Origin of the sequence: Gordonia hankookensis, assembly GCF_014673215.1 — a bacterium.
Lineage (GTDB): Bacteria > Actinomycetota > Actinomycetes > Mycobacteriales > Mycobacteriaceae > Gordonia > Gordonia hankookensis.
Window position 1 is genome coordinate 616,457 of sequence record NZ_JACWMS010000001.1, and the last position, 13,368, is coordinate 629,824.

Below are 13,368 nucleotides of genomic sequence, written 5' to 3' on the forward strand. Positions count from 1 at the left end.
GGGGCCGATACAACACCTGAGAGTGCCTGTCGACGTGGGGAACCCGGCCGCCGCAGCCGGATCACGACGTCACCTCATCCAGGTCATCGGTCAGCATCTCCGCTGCTGCCTGCTCGGCGATCGTGGCGGTGCGCTCCAGGTCATCGGCCAGTCGTTCGAGGCGGCGCGCCTCGCTGCGCAACGCGGTCGCTGCTGTGCGCTCTTTGCTCGCGAGCAAGCTCATTCGATCCGCACAGTCCATGTCGACCCAATGGCGCGGTGACGAATCCGGCTCCCGTGCGGGTGAGGGTGCGGGTGCGGGTACGGGTGGGCTCGGCCGCGCATGGGCCAGCGCCGGAGTCGATCGGGGGCTCACCGCGCCACCGCCGCATCATCGGTCAGCGCATCACGGACGCGCGTCAGCAGCGCGTCACGGTCGAGGCCCGGGTCGGAGTCGAACACGGCCTTGACCCGGAAGAACGCGATCTCCGACCGCGCCGCACGCACATCGGGATGGTCCTCGGGGTAGCCGTGTTTGAGCAGGAATCCGAGACGGCCCGACGCGGCATGGCGAGAACCGTAGCGGGCGGTGTCGGCGGTGGCGGTCATGGTCCTCACGATAAGCCGACAGCGCGCTATACGCTAGCCCTAATCTGTTGCAGCACTGACATTTACAGCACTACAGGGCAATGTCAGAGACCTGCCAATCGGACCCAATACCCCCGCCATCCGGTCCGGCACACCCACGGCCAGGGGTCGCGATTGCCTATGCGCGTGACAATTTCGGACGCCCGGCCACGTGTCAGCGGGCCCGAGCGGCCCTACCCCCGGCCGAGGGACCGGATCGGGAGCGTTCCTCGACACGACGGGCGATCGCGCGGGCTTCGAGCGCGGCCGCACGGTGCCGCCAGGCCAGGGCGTCGTCGGAGGCGGCCTGGTGTCGGAGCGCACGGACAACGTCAGCCGGATCAGTCGAGTCAGGCAAGACGCCCGAATACCGTGCCGCGACAGTTGGATCGACACCGGCCCGCGTCAACAACTGGCCCGTGGGCCGTCGGAAACCGGGGTCACGCACCGGGGTGGGCATCGGTCGGTTGGGAGTGCTCATCTGGGTGTCCTTTCACCAGTGGCAGTGCCTGACTGCTCCGCCAACAGCGCTTCGAGACGGGTGGGCAGGGTACGCCTTGCCGTCGATGCCGGTGGCGCGGTCCGGCAGTTCAGTGGTTTCCACTGAACTGGTGGACAGATCGTCGCGGATTGTTGACTGGCTCACCCCCACGGCATCGGCAATGGCTTGCTGGCTGAGCCCGCGCTGGCGTAGGTCGATGACGGTGGCCTGGCGCTCTGCCCGGGGCAGCTGTAGGCCCGATGGCGGCGGCCGAGTGGGCCGCTCGCGCCGGGGTGCCGGGTTCGGGCAACCTGGTGGCGGAGTCAGGTCGCGGGGCGCTCTGGGCGACTCTCGGCCGCGATCGGTTGCGGGGGCGGCCCGGGCGATAGGCCGCCAGCGGGTCGTAGTGGTTGCGTTGTCCGGCGCGTAGCGAAACGTCCAGCGCGGTCATCGAATCAGCCCCCACCACCGCGACTCACCGCCGCACGGCGTCGAGGGCGGGGCTGTCGTCGACGGCATCAGCATTGTCGTCAGGGTCCTCATCGGTGTCGACGTCGGTGACCTCACCGTCGAGCACCGGCGAAGTCCACCCCGGCGGGGCCCCGCTGATCTCTCGCAGCAACCGCGCAGCCTCCGTGGCGAACTCATGCTCGGTCAGCCCCTGCTCCACCTGGACCTGCACGGGCGCGTAGGCACCCACGAGCTTGGCGATCTGGTCACGGTTCGCCCGCATCTCCCGGCTCAGCATCACCAACGTCAGATCATCGCGACGGGCCAGCGCCTCGGAGAACCGGCCGTACAGGACCGCATTGCTGATCCGCGCCCCTTCGAGCAACTCGCGCAGGGTCGCGTCGCCGGAGTTCAGCCGCTCCTCACGGGCCAGATGACGCTTGACCGCTGTCTGCGCCGCCCCGGGGCTGCCGTAGCCCAGTGCGCGTGCGACATCGAGCCACGATCGACCGCACGCACGGAGCTGGAACGCCCGCTCTGCACGCTCGCGGGAGTTGCGAAACGTTCGCTGATGATCGGCCATCGTACGCAAGTCTGCCGCCTTGACGAGGCGTTGTCCATCGACCAGCCCGCAGCCCGCTCGGTACTGAGGTCCGCTCGGTCACGGCGGGGAGCCACTGGGGCGCAGCACTTCTCACATCACCACGGTTGACGGGCATTGTCGCCGGCAGTGGGCGTGGAGGTCCGGCCGATGGCCCACTCAGACGGCCGCTCGCTGCCTCGGCCGCTGTGGGTAGGCCGTGGGGCCAGTCGCCCGCTGTTTGGCAGCGAGGCGGCCAACGAGGACCACCAAACCGACGGCCCTGACATCGTCTGCCATGCCGCCCCGGCCGCTCCGGTCACCGTCGCCCGCCGATCACGCCCCCGCCGCCGCTCACATCCGCCCGCTCAGCCACCCTCAAGACCCCATCGTCGTCCGTCGTCGTCCCATCGCCCCCTCCCTATAGGTCGGGGGGCGAGGGACGATAGGTAATTGGACCCCATCGGTCCCCCGTTTCGGGGCCGATAGAAACCACTGCTCATACACAGTTTTTGAGCGGTCGTCTCAGGTATCGGCCCCTATCGCCCCCGACGTCAGGGGCCGATGTATCGGCCCCAAAATCAGGGGCCGATAGAAACCCCAGGTCAGACCATGTTTTTGCCCAAATCCCCGTGTCACCGCGCGGGCGGCCCCGATGAGCCCGCCGTGTCCCCGAATCCACCGAACCGGCCCTCGATCACTGTGCCGGTGTTGAGCGGGTCGCGGGCCTCATCGGCCAGCCGGTGGTAGGTCGCCCGGCCCCGGCGGGTGATGTGCAGCAGGTCGCGCGACTCGGCCAGTCGGATGGCGGCGGTCAGCGTCTCCTTCTTGCCGCCGACGGCGTCGCGCAGATCGGTGGTCAGCATTCCGAGATAGTCGTCATCGTCGCTGTGCGCTTCACGGTCGTCGGCGAGCACGTTGAGCATCTCCTGCATTCGGGCTTCGGCGGCGGTGTCGTTGGCATGCGCCCGGCGGTCACCGCCGACGTAACTCAACCGCAACGTCGCCGGGTCAAACGTGAGTTGTCCCTCGGCGACTGGATCGTCCGCCATGTCGCGCACGTCCTCGGCCGCGAAGAACCGCGTCGGCAACAGCGGGTCAGGCCGCAGACCGCGCCAGTTGCCGTCGTAGCGGCCCAGCAGTGACGAGTCACCCCGCGCCCGCTCCATCCCATGCCCCATGTGCGTCACCATCAGCGCGTCGGCGATCCCGGCTTCGTGCAGTAGCTCGTCGAACGGCTCAGTGAACATGCCGGTTTCGGTGCCCTCCGACAGCCCCAGCGCGTCGAGCACTGGTTTGAGGCAGTCGAAGATCAACATGTCGCACCCTAGATCCGCCAACCGTACTGCCCATCTGGCACGTAGCGCGTCGTTGCGCAGGTCAAATAGTCCGGCCTGGCCCCGCAGACAGATCACATCCACGACCGCCTCGGTATTGGTGATCTGCTGGCTACGCAGCCACTTCCGCACCATCGCCCTCGACATTTCGGTGTCGACGATGACGATGCGTTCGGCTGGCCGCCGGACTGCGAAGGCACCAAGGAACTCATCACCATCGGCCCACGACCGGACCAAGTTGTAGACGAGCGTGGTCTTGCCGAACTTGGCAGCGGCCGCAAGCAGAATCCGCGCGCCACCCTCGGGCCAGAGTCGATCGATCCGAGCGATAACCTCTGGGTCGTCACCAGAGAGCAACTCATCGAGCCCGGTCACCGCCGGTAGCTCGATGACGCGCACCTTCTCGCTCGCCAGCGCAGCACGGGCGTCTTGCCGCGCACGCTCGTACTCGACCTGCTTCCAGAGCATCAACAGCCGCGCTGAGGCTACCCGAGCAGCCGGGGTCACCGTCGGCAACGCCGCCAGTTCGTCGATGCTTGCCCCGAAGCCGAACAGGTCTGTCAGGGCGACCTCGGTCGGTGTGGTCTTACGCCGCATAGCATCGCGCGACAGCGCCGACTCCCGCACCCAAGCGAGCGCGCGCTCGATCCACTCAGCCCCGGACTCGGATTGTGCTGCGATCAGGTCGCTGATGGCGAACCTCGATGCGACACCGACCCCGGCTACCGCAAGCCGCACCTCGGTCTGATGCACCGGCGTATTCCGGTCGACCTTGCCGTTCGGGGCGGGCCGGGTCGGGTTGATCCCGTGCCTACGGCACCACCCGTCGATGTCGCCAACCGTCGGCAACACTCGTAGTGCCGGATTCAGCGCTTCCTCCGCGCGCAGAGCGTCGATGTTGACCCACTCCAGCGAGCGCAGCGCGGCGCGGGCGGGCTCACCCACCTCAGCAGCGGTCAGGCAGTCCGCCGCGTACGGTCCGGGCACCGCGATGGCGCGCTCCGCGCTGTCCGAAGGGTCAGTGGGTGGCTCCCAGGCGGGACCGGCGCTGGTGAACGGATCGCTCATCGCAGCCCCCCGACCACCGGCGCGTTGTCTGCGCCCGATCGTGTTGGGGCGAGGGGTAGATCAGCTATCATGAGTTTGCCTTCCTATGGTGTGGATGCCTGACACGTGATGCGCGTCCTGGGTGGGTTTCGACCTCCTTTCGGCGGGTGGGTCGGCTACGACGAACAGGGTCTCGGCGTCCCGCGCGGGGCCCTGTTCGCGTGTATTCAGCCGTCGCGCTGATCGATTCCGGCGTAGTCTGCGGGTGATGCCGCCCTCCTGCGGTGTCGCTGCCGGGCCCTCAGGGCCTCTCCTGGTCGAGACTGCCCTGGGGGCCGGGCGATGTCTCAGCCCAACCTTAGCCCGCAAGCGGGGTCATGGCTCACGAATCTCACTCTCGCTCAATGCTTTTGACAATGGCCCGTAGTGCTGGCGAACACAGGACCGACACCGGCCTGGCCGCCCACCGCTCGCAGACACCGAGGGCCGCCGGTCGGATCGTTGTGGGCCCGTGGGTCACAACGCGGCGATTGCGCACGAGCGGGCCGCCGAGCGGGCCTCGTGACAGGCGAACACCCCAGCGGCGACCCGCTGGGGTGTCCTTGTCGGTGTGTGGCATCGAGACCGAGCAGAGGTCCGCCGAGCACGGGGCGGGCAACCCTGATATGCCCTGACCCGAGGTTCTGTTGCGTAAGTGACGTTTTCGCCTGACCCGGTTCGGGGAGTGCGACATCGCCAGACCCACGGCCACGGAGGCAGACCAGCGTTCACGGCTCTGTCCGGTCGAAGCCGCCTACGCGCCGCGCGGCTGCTCCTGACCGTCCAAGATGCGTTGGAGCCGCGACGTGGAGACTCGCAGCTTGCGTGGACCGACCCTGATCACCGGTAGGTCACCGGACTGGATGAGGTCATAGGCAGTGGCCCTGGATATTCCGAGCAGCAGCGCAGTCTCGGGCACGGACACGGTGGTCTGCTCGGTAAGGGCTTTGCGCGCCAGTTCCATCGGGGTCTCCCGCCGTCGGCTGGTGGGCATCGTGGTCTCCTGTCGTTCGGTGGGCGGTCACTAGGGGCGGCGGGGTGTCCAGGCCAAACATAGACCAGCACGGCCGTTTGCGTCTAGTCTGGTGTCGTGAAATCTACTGCTGCACAACAGTTCTCAATGCCCTGTAGTGATGGCATTGTCATCGCCACCCACCACCTACCTGCCCCGATCTGACGTTCGGTGAACCGAGAGATAAACCTCAGAGCCGCAACATGTCTCAGCCACCACTGGTTGAGTCGCCCACTGCTGAGTAACCAACCCCCGCCCACTGGTGTGCGTGTGGGCTATGGTTTCGAGCTTCCAAACCCCGTCGATGAAGGACACCCGCATGACCGAACAGAAGAAGACTCGCCGCGCCGAACCCATCAACAGGCGCGTCGCCGCCGACGGCACCATCTCCTACTGGTTCCGCGTCGACCTCGGCATACAGCCCGACGGCCGCCGTGTGCGCCAGCGTCACACCTATCCGACGCTCAAGGAGGCTCGGGCGGCCTACCGCCGCATCTCGACCGAGGTCGCCAGTGGCACGCATGTCGCGCCGCGAGAGGTGACGGTCGGTGAGTACGTGACTGAGTGGCTGGCCGGGCGGCGCAACGTGCGCCCGAACACCCTCGCAGGTTACCGCGACAGCCTGCGCCCGGTCATCGACACCCTCGGCGACATCAAGCTCCAGAAGCTGACCAAGGCCCAGATCGATGACCTGGTGACTGTCCGACTCACCAGCGGCCGCAAGGCGAGTCGCCCGCCGCTCTCGCCCACGGCTCGTGCGATTCTCGACACGGTGACGGCCGGGGGTGATGCGGGCGTGCGGTATTCGGAGATCACCACCGCCTTCGGGGACCAGGGCGGCAAGGTCCTGGATCGGCTGCGTGAGGCGGGATGGGTCACCAAGCCCCGGCGCGGACGCTACGTCACCAGCCCCACCCCACCGGCGTCCGAATCCGCCAAGGGCGTCAGCCCGGTCACGGTGTCGAGCATGCTCGTGCTGCTCACGGCCGCCCTCAATGACGCGGTGGATGAGGGGCTGCTCGTGCGCAATGTCGCACGGCTGGTGGAGCGTCCGCGTGAGACCCAATCGGAGATGAGTACCTGGACCCGGGAGCAGGCCGCCGCATTCCGCGAGCACATCAGGGGCGACCGCATCGAAGCACTGTGGTTGCTGTCGCTACTCGGGCTGCGCCGCTCCGAGGTGCTGGGCCTGACGTGGGGCGCGGTGGACATCGAGGCCGGGACGGTCACCATCCGCCAGGCCCGGGTCACCGTCAACGGCGGAGCCGAGACAGCCATCGGCGAACCGAAGTCCGCCCGATCGCGGCGGACGTTGCCGGTCGGGGCGGACTCCGAGGTCATGACCGCGCTGCGCAGTCTGCGCGCGACCCAGGCCCGCGAACGCCTCGCGCTGGGTGGGTGGGGTGACGACCGCGACCTCGTCGCGGTCGACGCGACCGGCACCCCGCTGCGACCTGAGGCCTACACCGACACCTTCCGGCGACTCGCCGCCGAGGCCGGGCTGCCCCGTGTCCGGCTGCACGATCTCCGCCACACCGCCGCGAGTCTGATGCTCGACAACGGGCACTCACCGCACGCAGTCGCGGCGTGGCTCGGGCACGACCCCGGGATGACGCTGCGGGTCTACGGCCACGTCTACACCGACGCCCTCGCGGCTGCCGGAGGGTCACTGCTCGGCGGCCGCACGGACATCTCGCGGTTTACGGGCTAATCGCCCGGGAGACAAGCTCTCGTTAATCGGGGTGCGTATTGGTCGGGGGCGGCTACGCAGAGTACGGTCTCGATGGCAGGCGCTACTGGGGGTGCCCCTATCTCGTGGACTCGGGATCTCCCCGCAGGGCGGAGTCACAAACGAACGTCGCCTCAAGATCGAGCCGACGATGCACGCTTCGTCAGAACCTCAGCGACGAATGGAGGAGGAGCGGCTGGGACGAGCAACGCGGCCAACGTTCTATTTGCTTGTCGTCCGTATGAATAGCGATACTTGTTCGCCTCAATCGCGAGCTTCCACCACAACAGCTCACCGGTCGACATCGCTAGCTTCGGCGTCAACACCGCGACGTGGAAGGCAGTGACATACGGCTCGTTATGAAGGAACGTCGCGAGCGGTGTCGCCCCTAACGCTACCGACAACGTTCCCGCCTTCGCGGGTGTCACACCTTGTGGGACCGCTACTCGCCCGGCAATACCGTTGTCCTTGGCCTTCCTGCTAACGAAGTTGACCCCATCTGGCGCAGCCACCGGGGTCAACTTACTTAGCGTCAGAGCATGACCGCCGTCGATCTCAAACAGCTCCGAGACAGGCACAAGGCCGTCGTAGGAACCGATGTAGGCGCCGGTCACGAGGCCCATGTCGGCCACCTCATCCAGTGAGAGGCTAGGCATCGATGCCTGTCCCACCCACCGTGGGATCTCGTCGGGCACCACCAGCGTTCCCAGCGTGCGATTAGCTTCGCGTCCAAATGCACTGTAGCGAAACGCGTTCGCTCGAATGCACATCGCGTAGTACAGACGCTCCTTCAGGGTCATCATCGAATTCTTCGGACGGAGCACCGCGACGTTCTGCGCCGTGTAGAAGGGCATCTGCTGAACATAAGCTGAAAGCAGGCGCGATCCGCCCAGAGCGACCGTGAGTGATCCAGCGGGGTAAGGCTCGACCCCCGGAATTCGCTTCACAAACCCGGCGACCCCCGACTTGCCGTTCAGTCCGCCGATTCGTCCAACGAATGCCACGCCGTCTGCACGAGTCGCTGCCACCATCTTGTTCATGTCGAGCTTGTTCCCATACCCGATATCGAAGAGCTGCGCCAACGTGGTCACTCGTCAGTTCCTGACGCGACTTCGTCCTGCTCGGGCAGGGAGTTACTCAGCGAGAACAGCGCATAGTCGAACAGGACACGCTGGTAATCCGAAGCATCGAGGAGCGAGTAGTCTGTTTCCATGTAAGCCTCAGCAACCCACTCATCCTCGGCATCAACGCGCTGCATGACAGATTCGCCCGCGTGTACCTCACGGTTACGATACAGCTCGACCCAACGGTCACGAACGCCTGGCCACGTTCCATTCTTGTCAACCCGGCCCAGGTTCTTCACCTTGACGAACGTATCCTCACGCCAGTACCCGAACCATGTCTTTCGGTTCGTCTTCGCATGGGGCTCATGTGCCTTGAAGACCATGATGCAGGTGATGACCCCGACGGGGTAGAAGGCTTCCGAGGGCATCGACATTACGGCTTCGAGCGTGTGCTTCTTCATGAGGTTCTTCTTGTGAACGCTTGGCGCGGTGGCGCAAGACACCGGAACAATCGCGATTCCTGTTCCGCCAGGCGCTAGGCAGTCGAGCATTTGCTCAACGAACCGCAGCTCGTGAAGGTCCTCCTTCGACTTCGCGTACGGCGGATTGACCATCCCGATGTTGGCCGTATGCGCCTTTACACCCTTGGCGATCGCCGTATCGAAGCACGACCCCTGGTAGAGGTTTGCCTTGCCATCCCCTCGCAGAATCATGTTCGACGCACCTAGGGCATACATGCTCGGGTTCTGCTCGACGCCAATCAATCGGTACTTCTTGATGTCGTCGACCTCGGCCTCAGTCGTGGCCGTCTTAATCATCTGCACCATCGACGAAATGAGGAACCCGCCAGTACCGGCACAGATATCGAGGACCTTGTCGTCCTTGCTAACGTTCGCGACTAGTCCGAAAAGCTCCGTGACATGTCGAGGCGTCAGGACGATGCCGAGCCCCTTCCCGTCGCCACCGGTGTACTTGAGGAACTCGCCATAGAACGCTCCTACGACGTCGAAGTCGTGATAGATCGTGAGAAACGGCATCACCTTGTCGGCGAGCATCGTGACAATCTCGTTCAGCAGCCCCTTTGGGTAGCCCTTGGTCGGCTTGCGTAGCTCAGGATGAACCTGAATGCCAGTGAACGGTTGCGTCATATTTTCAAGCTTGGCGACAGGCAGCTTCGCGTCGCGGATCACTCGCTTGATCGACTGGATCCAAAACTCGGGGAGCTCGGTCGCGGGGTACGAGTCGTAAGTCTTGGCGAAGATCTGATCGTTGAGGGCGATCAATGTTCCCGCGACTGCGAGCGGCTTCTCCTTCTCTTCTAGCTCGGCCTCATCGCGCATGAACTCATGCATCTCCATCGAGAAGGCAATGAGGTCGCGTTCTCGTTGACGCTGGACCTGCGGATCGAACGATGCTGCGGCGAACAGGTCTCCAAGCCCAACCATCGAGTTGATCGCGGCACCCGAGGGCGAAACGAGGTTATGTTCTTGGGATGAGCCTTTGGGCGTGACAAAGAACGACCACTCGTTCGACTGCGGTGTCCCCGACACAGCGATCGATATCACGGTGTACACCGGCGAAAGATGCCTCGCGTAGTGCAGGACCCCATCGACTGCAAAGTCTTTGGGCTGGTCGCGGTTAGCCGACTCGTGATGCTTGACGTCCGCCTTGCATTCGATCAGCACAACCATGTCGGGAGTGCCGGTCGCGGTAATGATGAATTCGGGATAGCCAGCAGCCTTCCCTTTGCCCGACTTTGATGCCCTTGACAGCCCCTTGCGAATGTCCTGCACAACCGACTGCTGCTTCTCCACGACTATCGCATCGGGGTCGTCGTAGTAGCCAAGGTCGCGCAGGTGGGCCTCGACGAGATCCTCCGTAATTCGTTCGTTAGCCACCGCAATACCCAGCGTCTCTCATCACTCTCCCATCATCGGACACTTCATCCTGCCGCAAGGTGAGCTTTGAGCTTCGACGTACTCGACCCCGAGCGTGTCGCCGCACCAGTCGCGTAACACAGCTGAACTCCTGAGCGTCGCCCACTCGCGATGACGTCGCGGACTTGCTCGGCTGCCCTACGTGAGTGGTTCGGGTGGCATCGAGTCTCGCGTGCAAGAAGTCAACTAACAGCAGTGTTAAGGTCGCTCGCCTCGTTGGCCGGAGCCTCCCGATTGGGTTCCCTTGACCTGGTTGCCGTTCCACATACTGGCCCGCTCCCGGCCCGCTCGGGTCGTAAACACGAAGAAGGCCAGGTCAGAAAATGCTCTGACCTGGCCTTTTGCGTGGAGCTAAGGGGACTCGAACCCCTGACCCCCACACTGCCAGTGTGGTGCGCTACCAGCTGCGCCATAGCCCCGTGTGTAGTTGTCTCGGCCCTTCGACGTGCTCACCGTGGTGGTCACATCGTTTCAAGAGCAAGGGCAAAACTACACCATCGCCGGGATTCCGGCCAAATCCGCCTGCCGCGCTCAGCCCTTGTCGGCGAGTAGGCCGTCGAGCCATCCGGTGCCGTCCATGATGCCGTCGACGGGTGCTCCGCCCGACAGCACCGTCGGCGTCGCGACCTGCCCGTTGGTGGCCTTCGAGAGCTGGGTCTCCGATTGGTCGGCGGCGTCTTTCGCCTCGTCGACCTTGGCGCCGTCAGCGACGCATTTCTGGGTCGCGGGTGATGCCCCCTGCTCGCCCGCGATGCGGGCGAGATCGGCGTTGCTCAGGTCCGTCCCGCCGCCCTCCTTGGGCTGGTTGGCGAACAGGGCGGAATGGAACTTGAGGAAGATCTCCTTGTCCTCCCCGGCGCCCACACACTGGGCGGCACCCGCGGCCCGCGAGGAGTAGTCACCCGATGACGACTGGTTGTCGAGGAAGTTCAGCATGTGATAGCGAACCCGCAGCGTGCCCTGGTTGATCGCGGTGGTGATCGAGGCGCCCGACTGCTGTTCGAACTCATGGCACACCGGGCACATGAAGTCCTCGAACACATCGATCGTCTGCGGGGCCGACGGCGCACCGATGATCTGCGCCGCGTTCTCGCTGAGCACCGCCTCGTCGACTCCGCCGGAGTCACGGTGGCTGTTCCATACGATGCCGCCGACCACCAGCGCGGCGATCACCGCGACCGCGGCGCCGGCCAGGATGTAGGTGGTCCGGCTCGAGGTGGCCCTCGGCTGATATCTCGACGTCTCTTTCGGCGTCGCGGGCTTGCGCTTGTCGCTCACACCATCACCTTCTCATCGCTCATGCGACCGCCGGGAATCGGAGCCGTCGTCGACCGGTTGATGACGTCGACTCCGGCCGGCCGCCGACGAGAGCGGACTGCGACGAGCCGCAGGTCAGACGAGAACAGAGTCGACCAGCTCCTGCGCCTGCGCCTGCACCGTCGCGAGATGTTCGGCTCCCTTGAAGGACTCGGCATAGATCTTGTAGACGTCCTCGGTTCCCGACGGACGTGCCGCGAACCAGGCGTTCTCCGTGGTCACCTTGAGGCCACCGATGGGTGCGCCGTTGCCGGGCGCCTCGGTGAGGATCGCGGTGATCGGCTCACCGGCGAGCTCGGTGGCGCTGACCTGATCGGCGGACAGCTTGGCCAGCAACGCCTTCTGATCTCGCGACGCCGGCGCGTCGATGCGAGCATATGCGCTCTCCCCGTACCGCTCGGCGAGCTCGCGGTACCGCTGCGACGGCGTCTTGCCGGTCTTCGCGAGCATCTCCGACGCCAGCAGGGCCATGATGATCCCGTCCTTGTCGGTGGACCATGGCCCGCCGTCGAAGGTCAGGAACGATGCCCCGGCGCTCTCCTCGCCACCGAAGGCGATGCTGCCGTCCAGCAGTCCGTCGACGAACCACTTGAACCCGACCGGCACCTCGACGAGCCGCCGACCGATACCGCCGACGACGCGGTCGATCAGCGACGAACTCACCAACGTCTTCCCCACCGCCGCGTCGGCACCCCAGCCCTCGCGATGGGTGAAGAGATACTCGATGGCCACGGCGAGGTAGTGATTGGGATTCATCAGGCCCGCGTCCGGGGTGACGATGCCGTGGCGGTCGGAGTCCGCGTCGTTGCCGGTCGCGATGTCATAGGTGTCCCGCGCGGAGATCAGCGACGCCATGGCGTTGGGCGACGAGCAGTCCATCCGGATCTTGCCGTCGGTGTCGAGGGTCATGAAGCGGAACGTCGGGTCCACGGTGGGGTTGACGACGGTCAGGTTCTGGAGGTTGTACCGGAACCCGATCTCCGCCCAGTATCCCACCGACGCACCACCGAGCGGGTCGGCGCCGATGTGGACCCCGGCGTCGCGGATCGCCGTCATGTCGACCACCTCGTGCAGGTGGTCCACATAGTTCGCCGTGTACGGATACTCACGGATGTACTCGCTCGTGCGCGCTCTCTCGAACGGGATGCGCTTGACCCCGGCGAGGCCGGCGGCGAGCAGATCGTTGGCGCGACGCGCGACAACCGATGTGATGCTGGTGTCGGCCGGTCCGCCGTTGGGCGGGTTGTACTTGAACCCGCCATCGCGCGGCGGATTGTGAGATGGGGTGACGACGATCCCGTCCGCGAGCACCCCCGGGTTGGCCTGATTGAAGCGCAGGATCGCAAAGCTGACCGCCGGGGTCGGCGTGAATTTCTCGTTCTCCGCGATGTAGACGGTGACCTCGTTCGCGGTCAGGACCTCGAGCGCGCTCCGCCAGGCAGGAATCGACAATGCGTGGGTGTCGAACCCGATGAACAGCGGCCCCGTGATCCCTGCCGACGTCCGGTAGTCGACGATCGCCTGGGTGGTGGCGAGGATGTGCGCCTCGTTGAACGCCGAATCCAGGCTGGACCCGCGATGCCCCGAGGTACCGAACAACACCTGCTGCATCGGATCGGCCGGGTCCGGGACGCGGTCGTAATAGGCACGCTCGACGGCGGTCACATCGATCAGATCTTCGGGGAGTGCCGGTGTTCCTGCGCGCGGGTGTGCCATGGCCGCAATTCTGCCATCGTGGGACCGATCCGGTCGGTGACTGCGATCGAACG

General features: G+C 65.4%; 11 protein-coding genes and 1 tRNA gene. 1 reads left to right on the plus strand and 11 read right to left on the minus strand.

Going from position 1 to position 13,368, the window contains the following annotated elements; all coding sequences use genetic code 11:
• Positions 1-61: 61 nt before the first annotated feature.
• The 6 genes from IDF66_RS02925 to IDF66_RS02950 form a co-directional block, all read right to left on the minus strand.
• Positions 62-223, minus strand: a complete 162-nt coding sequence (locus IDF66_RS02925; protein ID WP_190265664.1) for a hypothetical protein — start codon at positions 221-223, stop codon at positions 62-64.
• Positions 224-351: 128 nt separating this feature from the next.
• A complete protein-coding gene (locus IDF66_RS02930; RefSeq protein ID WP_190265665.1) occupies positions 352-588 on the minus strand; it encodes a hypothetical protein in 237 nt (78 codons plus the stop codon).
• Positions 589-1,099: 511 nt separating this feature from the next.
• Positions 1,100-1,474 carry a helix-turn-helix domain-containing protein gene (locus IDF66_RS24100; RefSeq protein WP_190266283.1) on the minus strand — a complete coding sequence of 125 codons (375 nt, stop codon included), beginning with the start codon at positions 1,472-1,474 and terminating at the stop codon, positions 1,100-1,102.
• A gap of 88 nt (positions 1,475-1,562) precedes the next feature.
• The gene (locus IDF66_RS02940; RefSeq protein ID WP_190265666.1) at positions 1,563-2,120 is read right to left on the minus strand and encodes a hypothetical protein; all 558 of its coding nucleotides are present in this window, start codon (positions 2,118-2,120) and stop codon (positions 1,563-1,565) included.
• A 632-nt stretch (positions 2,121-2,752) separates the two neighbouring features.
• A complete protein-coding gene (locus IDF66_RS02945) occupies positions 2,753-4,522 on the minus strand; it encodes an AAA family ATPase (protein ID WP_190265667.1) in 1,770 nt (589 codons plus the stop codon).
• A 772-nt stretch (positions 4,523-5,294) separates the two neighbouring features.
• Complete coding sequence (locus IDF66_RS02950) at positions 5,295-5,534, minus strand: helix-turn-helix domain-containing protein (RefSeq protein ID WP_223309097.1); 240 nt, start codon at positions 5,532-5,534, stop codon at positions 5,295-5,297.
• A gap of 337 nt (positions 5,535-5,871) precedes the next feature.
• Here IDF66_RS02950 and IDF66_RS02955 point away from each other — a divergent pair, with 337 nt between their 5' ends.
• Positions 5,872-7,263 (plus strand): site-specific integrase, encoded by a 1,392-nt coding sequence (locus tag IDF66_RS02955; protein WP_223309098.1) that lies wholly within the window; start codon positions 5,872-5,874, stop codon positions 7,261-7,263.
• A gap of 152 nt (positions 7,264-7,415) precedes the next feature.
• On the opposite strand, the gene IDF66_RS02960 is transcribed toward IDF66_RS02955, so the two are convergent.
• The 5 genes from IDF66_RS02960 to pgm all read right to left on the minus strand — a co-directional run bounded on the left by IDF66_RS02960 (position 7,416) and on the right by pgm (position 13,315).
• Positions 7,416-8,372 (minus strand): restriction endonuclease subunit S, encoded by a 957-nt coding sequence (locus tag IDF66_RS02960; protein WP_190265669.1) that lies wholly within the window; start codon positions 8,370-8,372, stop codon positions 7,416-7,418.
• Entirely contained in the window at positions 8,369-10,243 is a 1,875-nt protein-coding gene (locus IDF66_RS02965; protein WP_190265670.1) for an HsdM family class I SAM-dependent methyltransferase, read from the minus strand. The genes IDF66_RS02960 and IDF66_RS02965 overlap by 4 nt, the downstream gene beginning before the upstream one ends.
• A 385-nt stretch (positions 10,244-10,628) precedes the next feature.
• A tRNA-Ala gene (locus IDF66_RS02970) sits at positions 10,629-10,701 on the minus strand.
• A gap of 112 nt (positions 10,702-10,813) precedes the next feature.
• Complete coding sequence (locus tag IDF66_RS02975; protein WP_190265671.1) at positions 10,814-11,560, minus strand: DsbA family protein; 747 nt, start codon at positions 11,558-11,560, stop codon at positions 10,814-10,816.
• Between the two features lie 114 nt (positions 11,561-11,674).
• Positions 11,675-13,315 (minus strand): phosphoglucomutase (alpha-D-glucose-1,6-bisphosphate-dependent), encoded by a 1,641-nt coding sequence (gene pgm, locus IDF66_RS02980; protein ID WP_190265672.1) that lies wholly within the window; start codon positions 13,313-13,315, stop codon positions 11,675-11,677.
• Between the last annotated feature and the right edge of the window lie 53 nt (positions 13,316-13,368).

Coding starts and splice junctions, on each gene's coding strand:
- IDF66_RS02925 (WP_190265664.1), bottom strand. CDS start 223: ATGAGCTTGCTCGCGAGCAAAGAGCGCACAGCAGCGACCGCGTTGCGC.
- IDF66_RS02930 (WP_190265665.1), bottom strand. CDS start 588: ATGACCGCCACCGCCGACACCGCCCGCTACGGTTCTCGCCATGCCGCG.
- IDF66_RS02940 (WP_190265666.1), bottom strand. CDS start 2,120: ATGGCCGATCATCAGCGAACGTTTCGCAACTCCCGCGAGCGTGCAGAG.
- IDF66_RS02945 (WP_190265667.1), bottom strand. CDS start 4,522: ATGAGCGATCCGTTCACCAGCGCCGGTCCCGCCTGGGAGCCACCCACT.
- IDF66_RS02950 (WP_223309097.1), bottom strand. CDS start 5,534: ATGCCCACCAGCCGACGGCGGGAGACCCCGATGGAACTGGCGCGCAAA.
- IDF66_RS02955 (WP_223309098.1), top strand. CDS start 5,872: ATGACCGAACAGAAGAAGACTCGCCGCGCCGAACCCATCAACAGGCGC.
- pgm (WP_190265672.1), bottom strand. CDS start 13,315: ATGGCACACCCGCGCGCAGGAACACCGGCACTCCCCGAAGATCTGATC.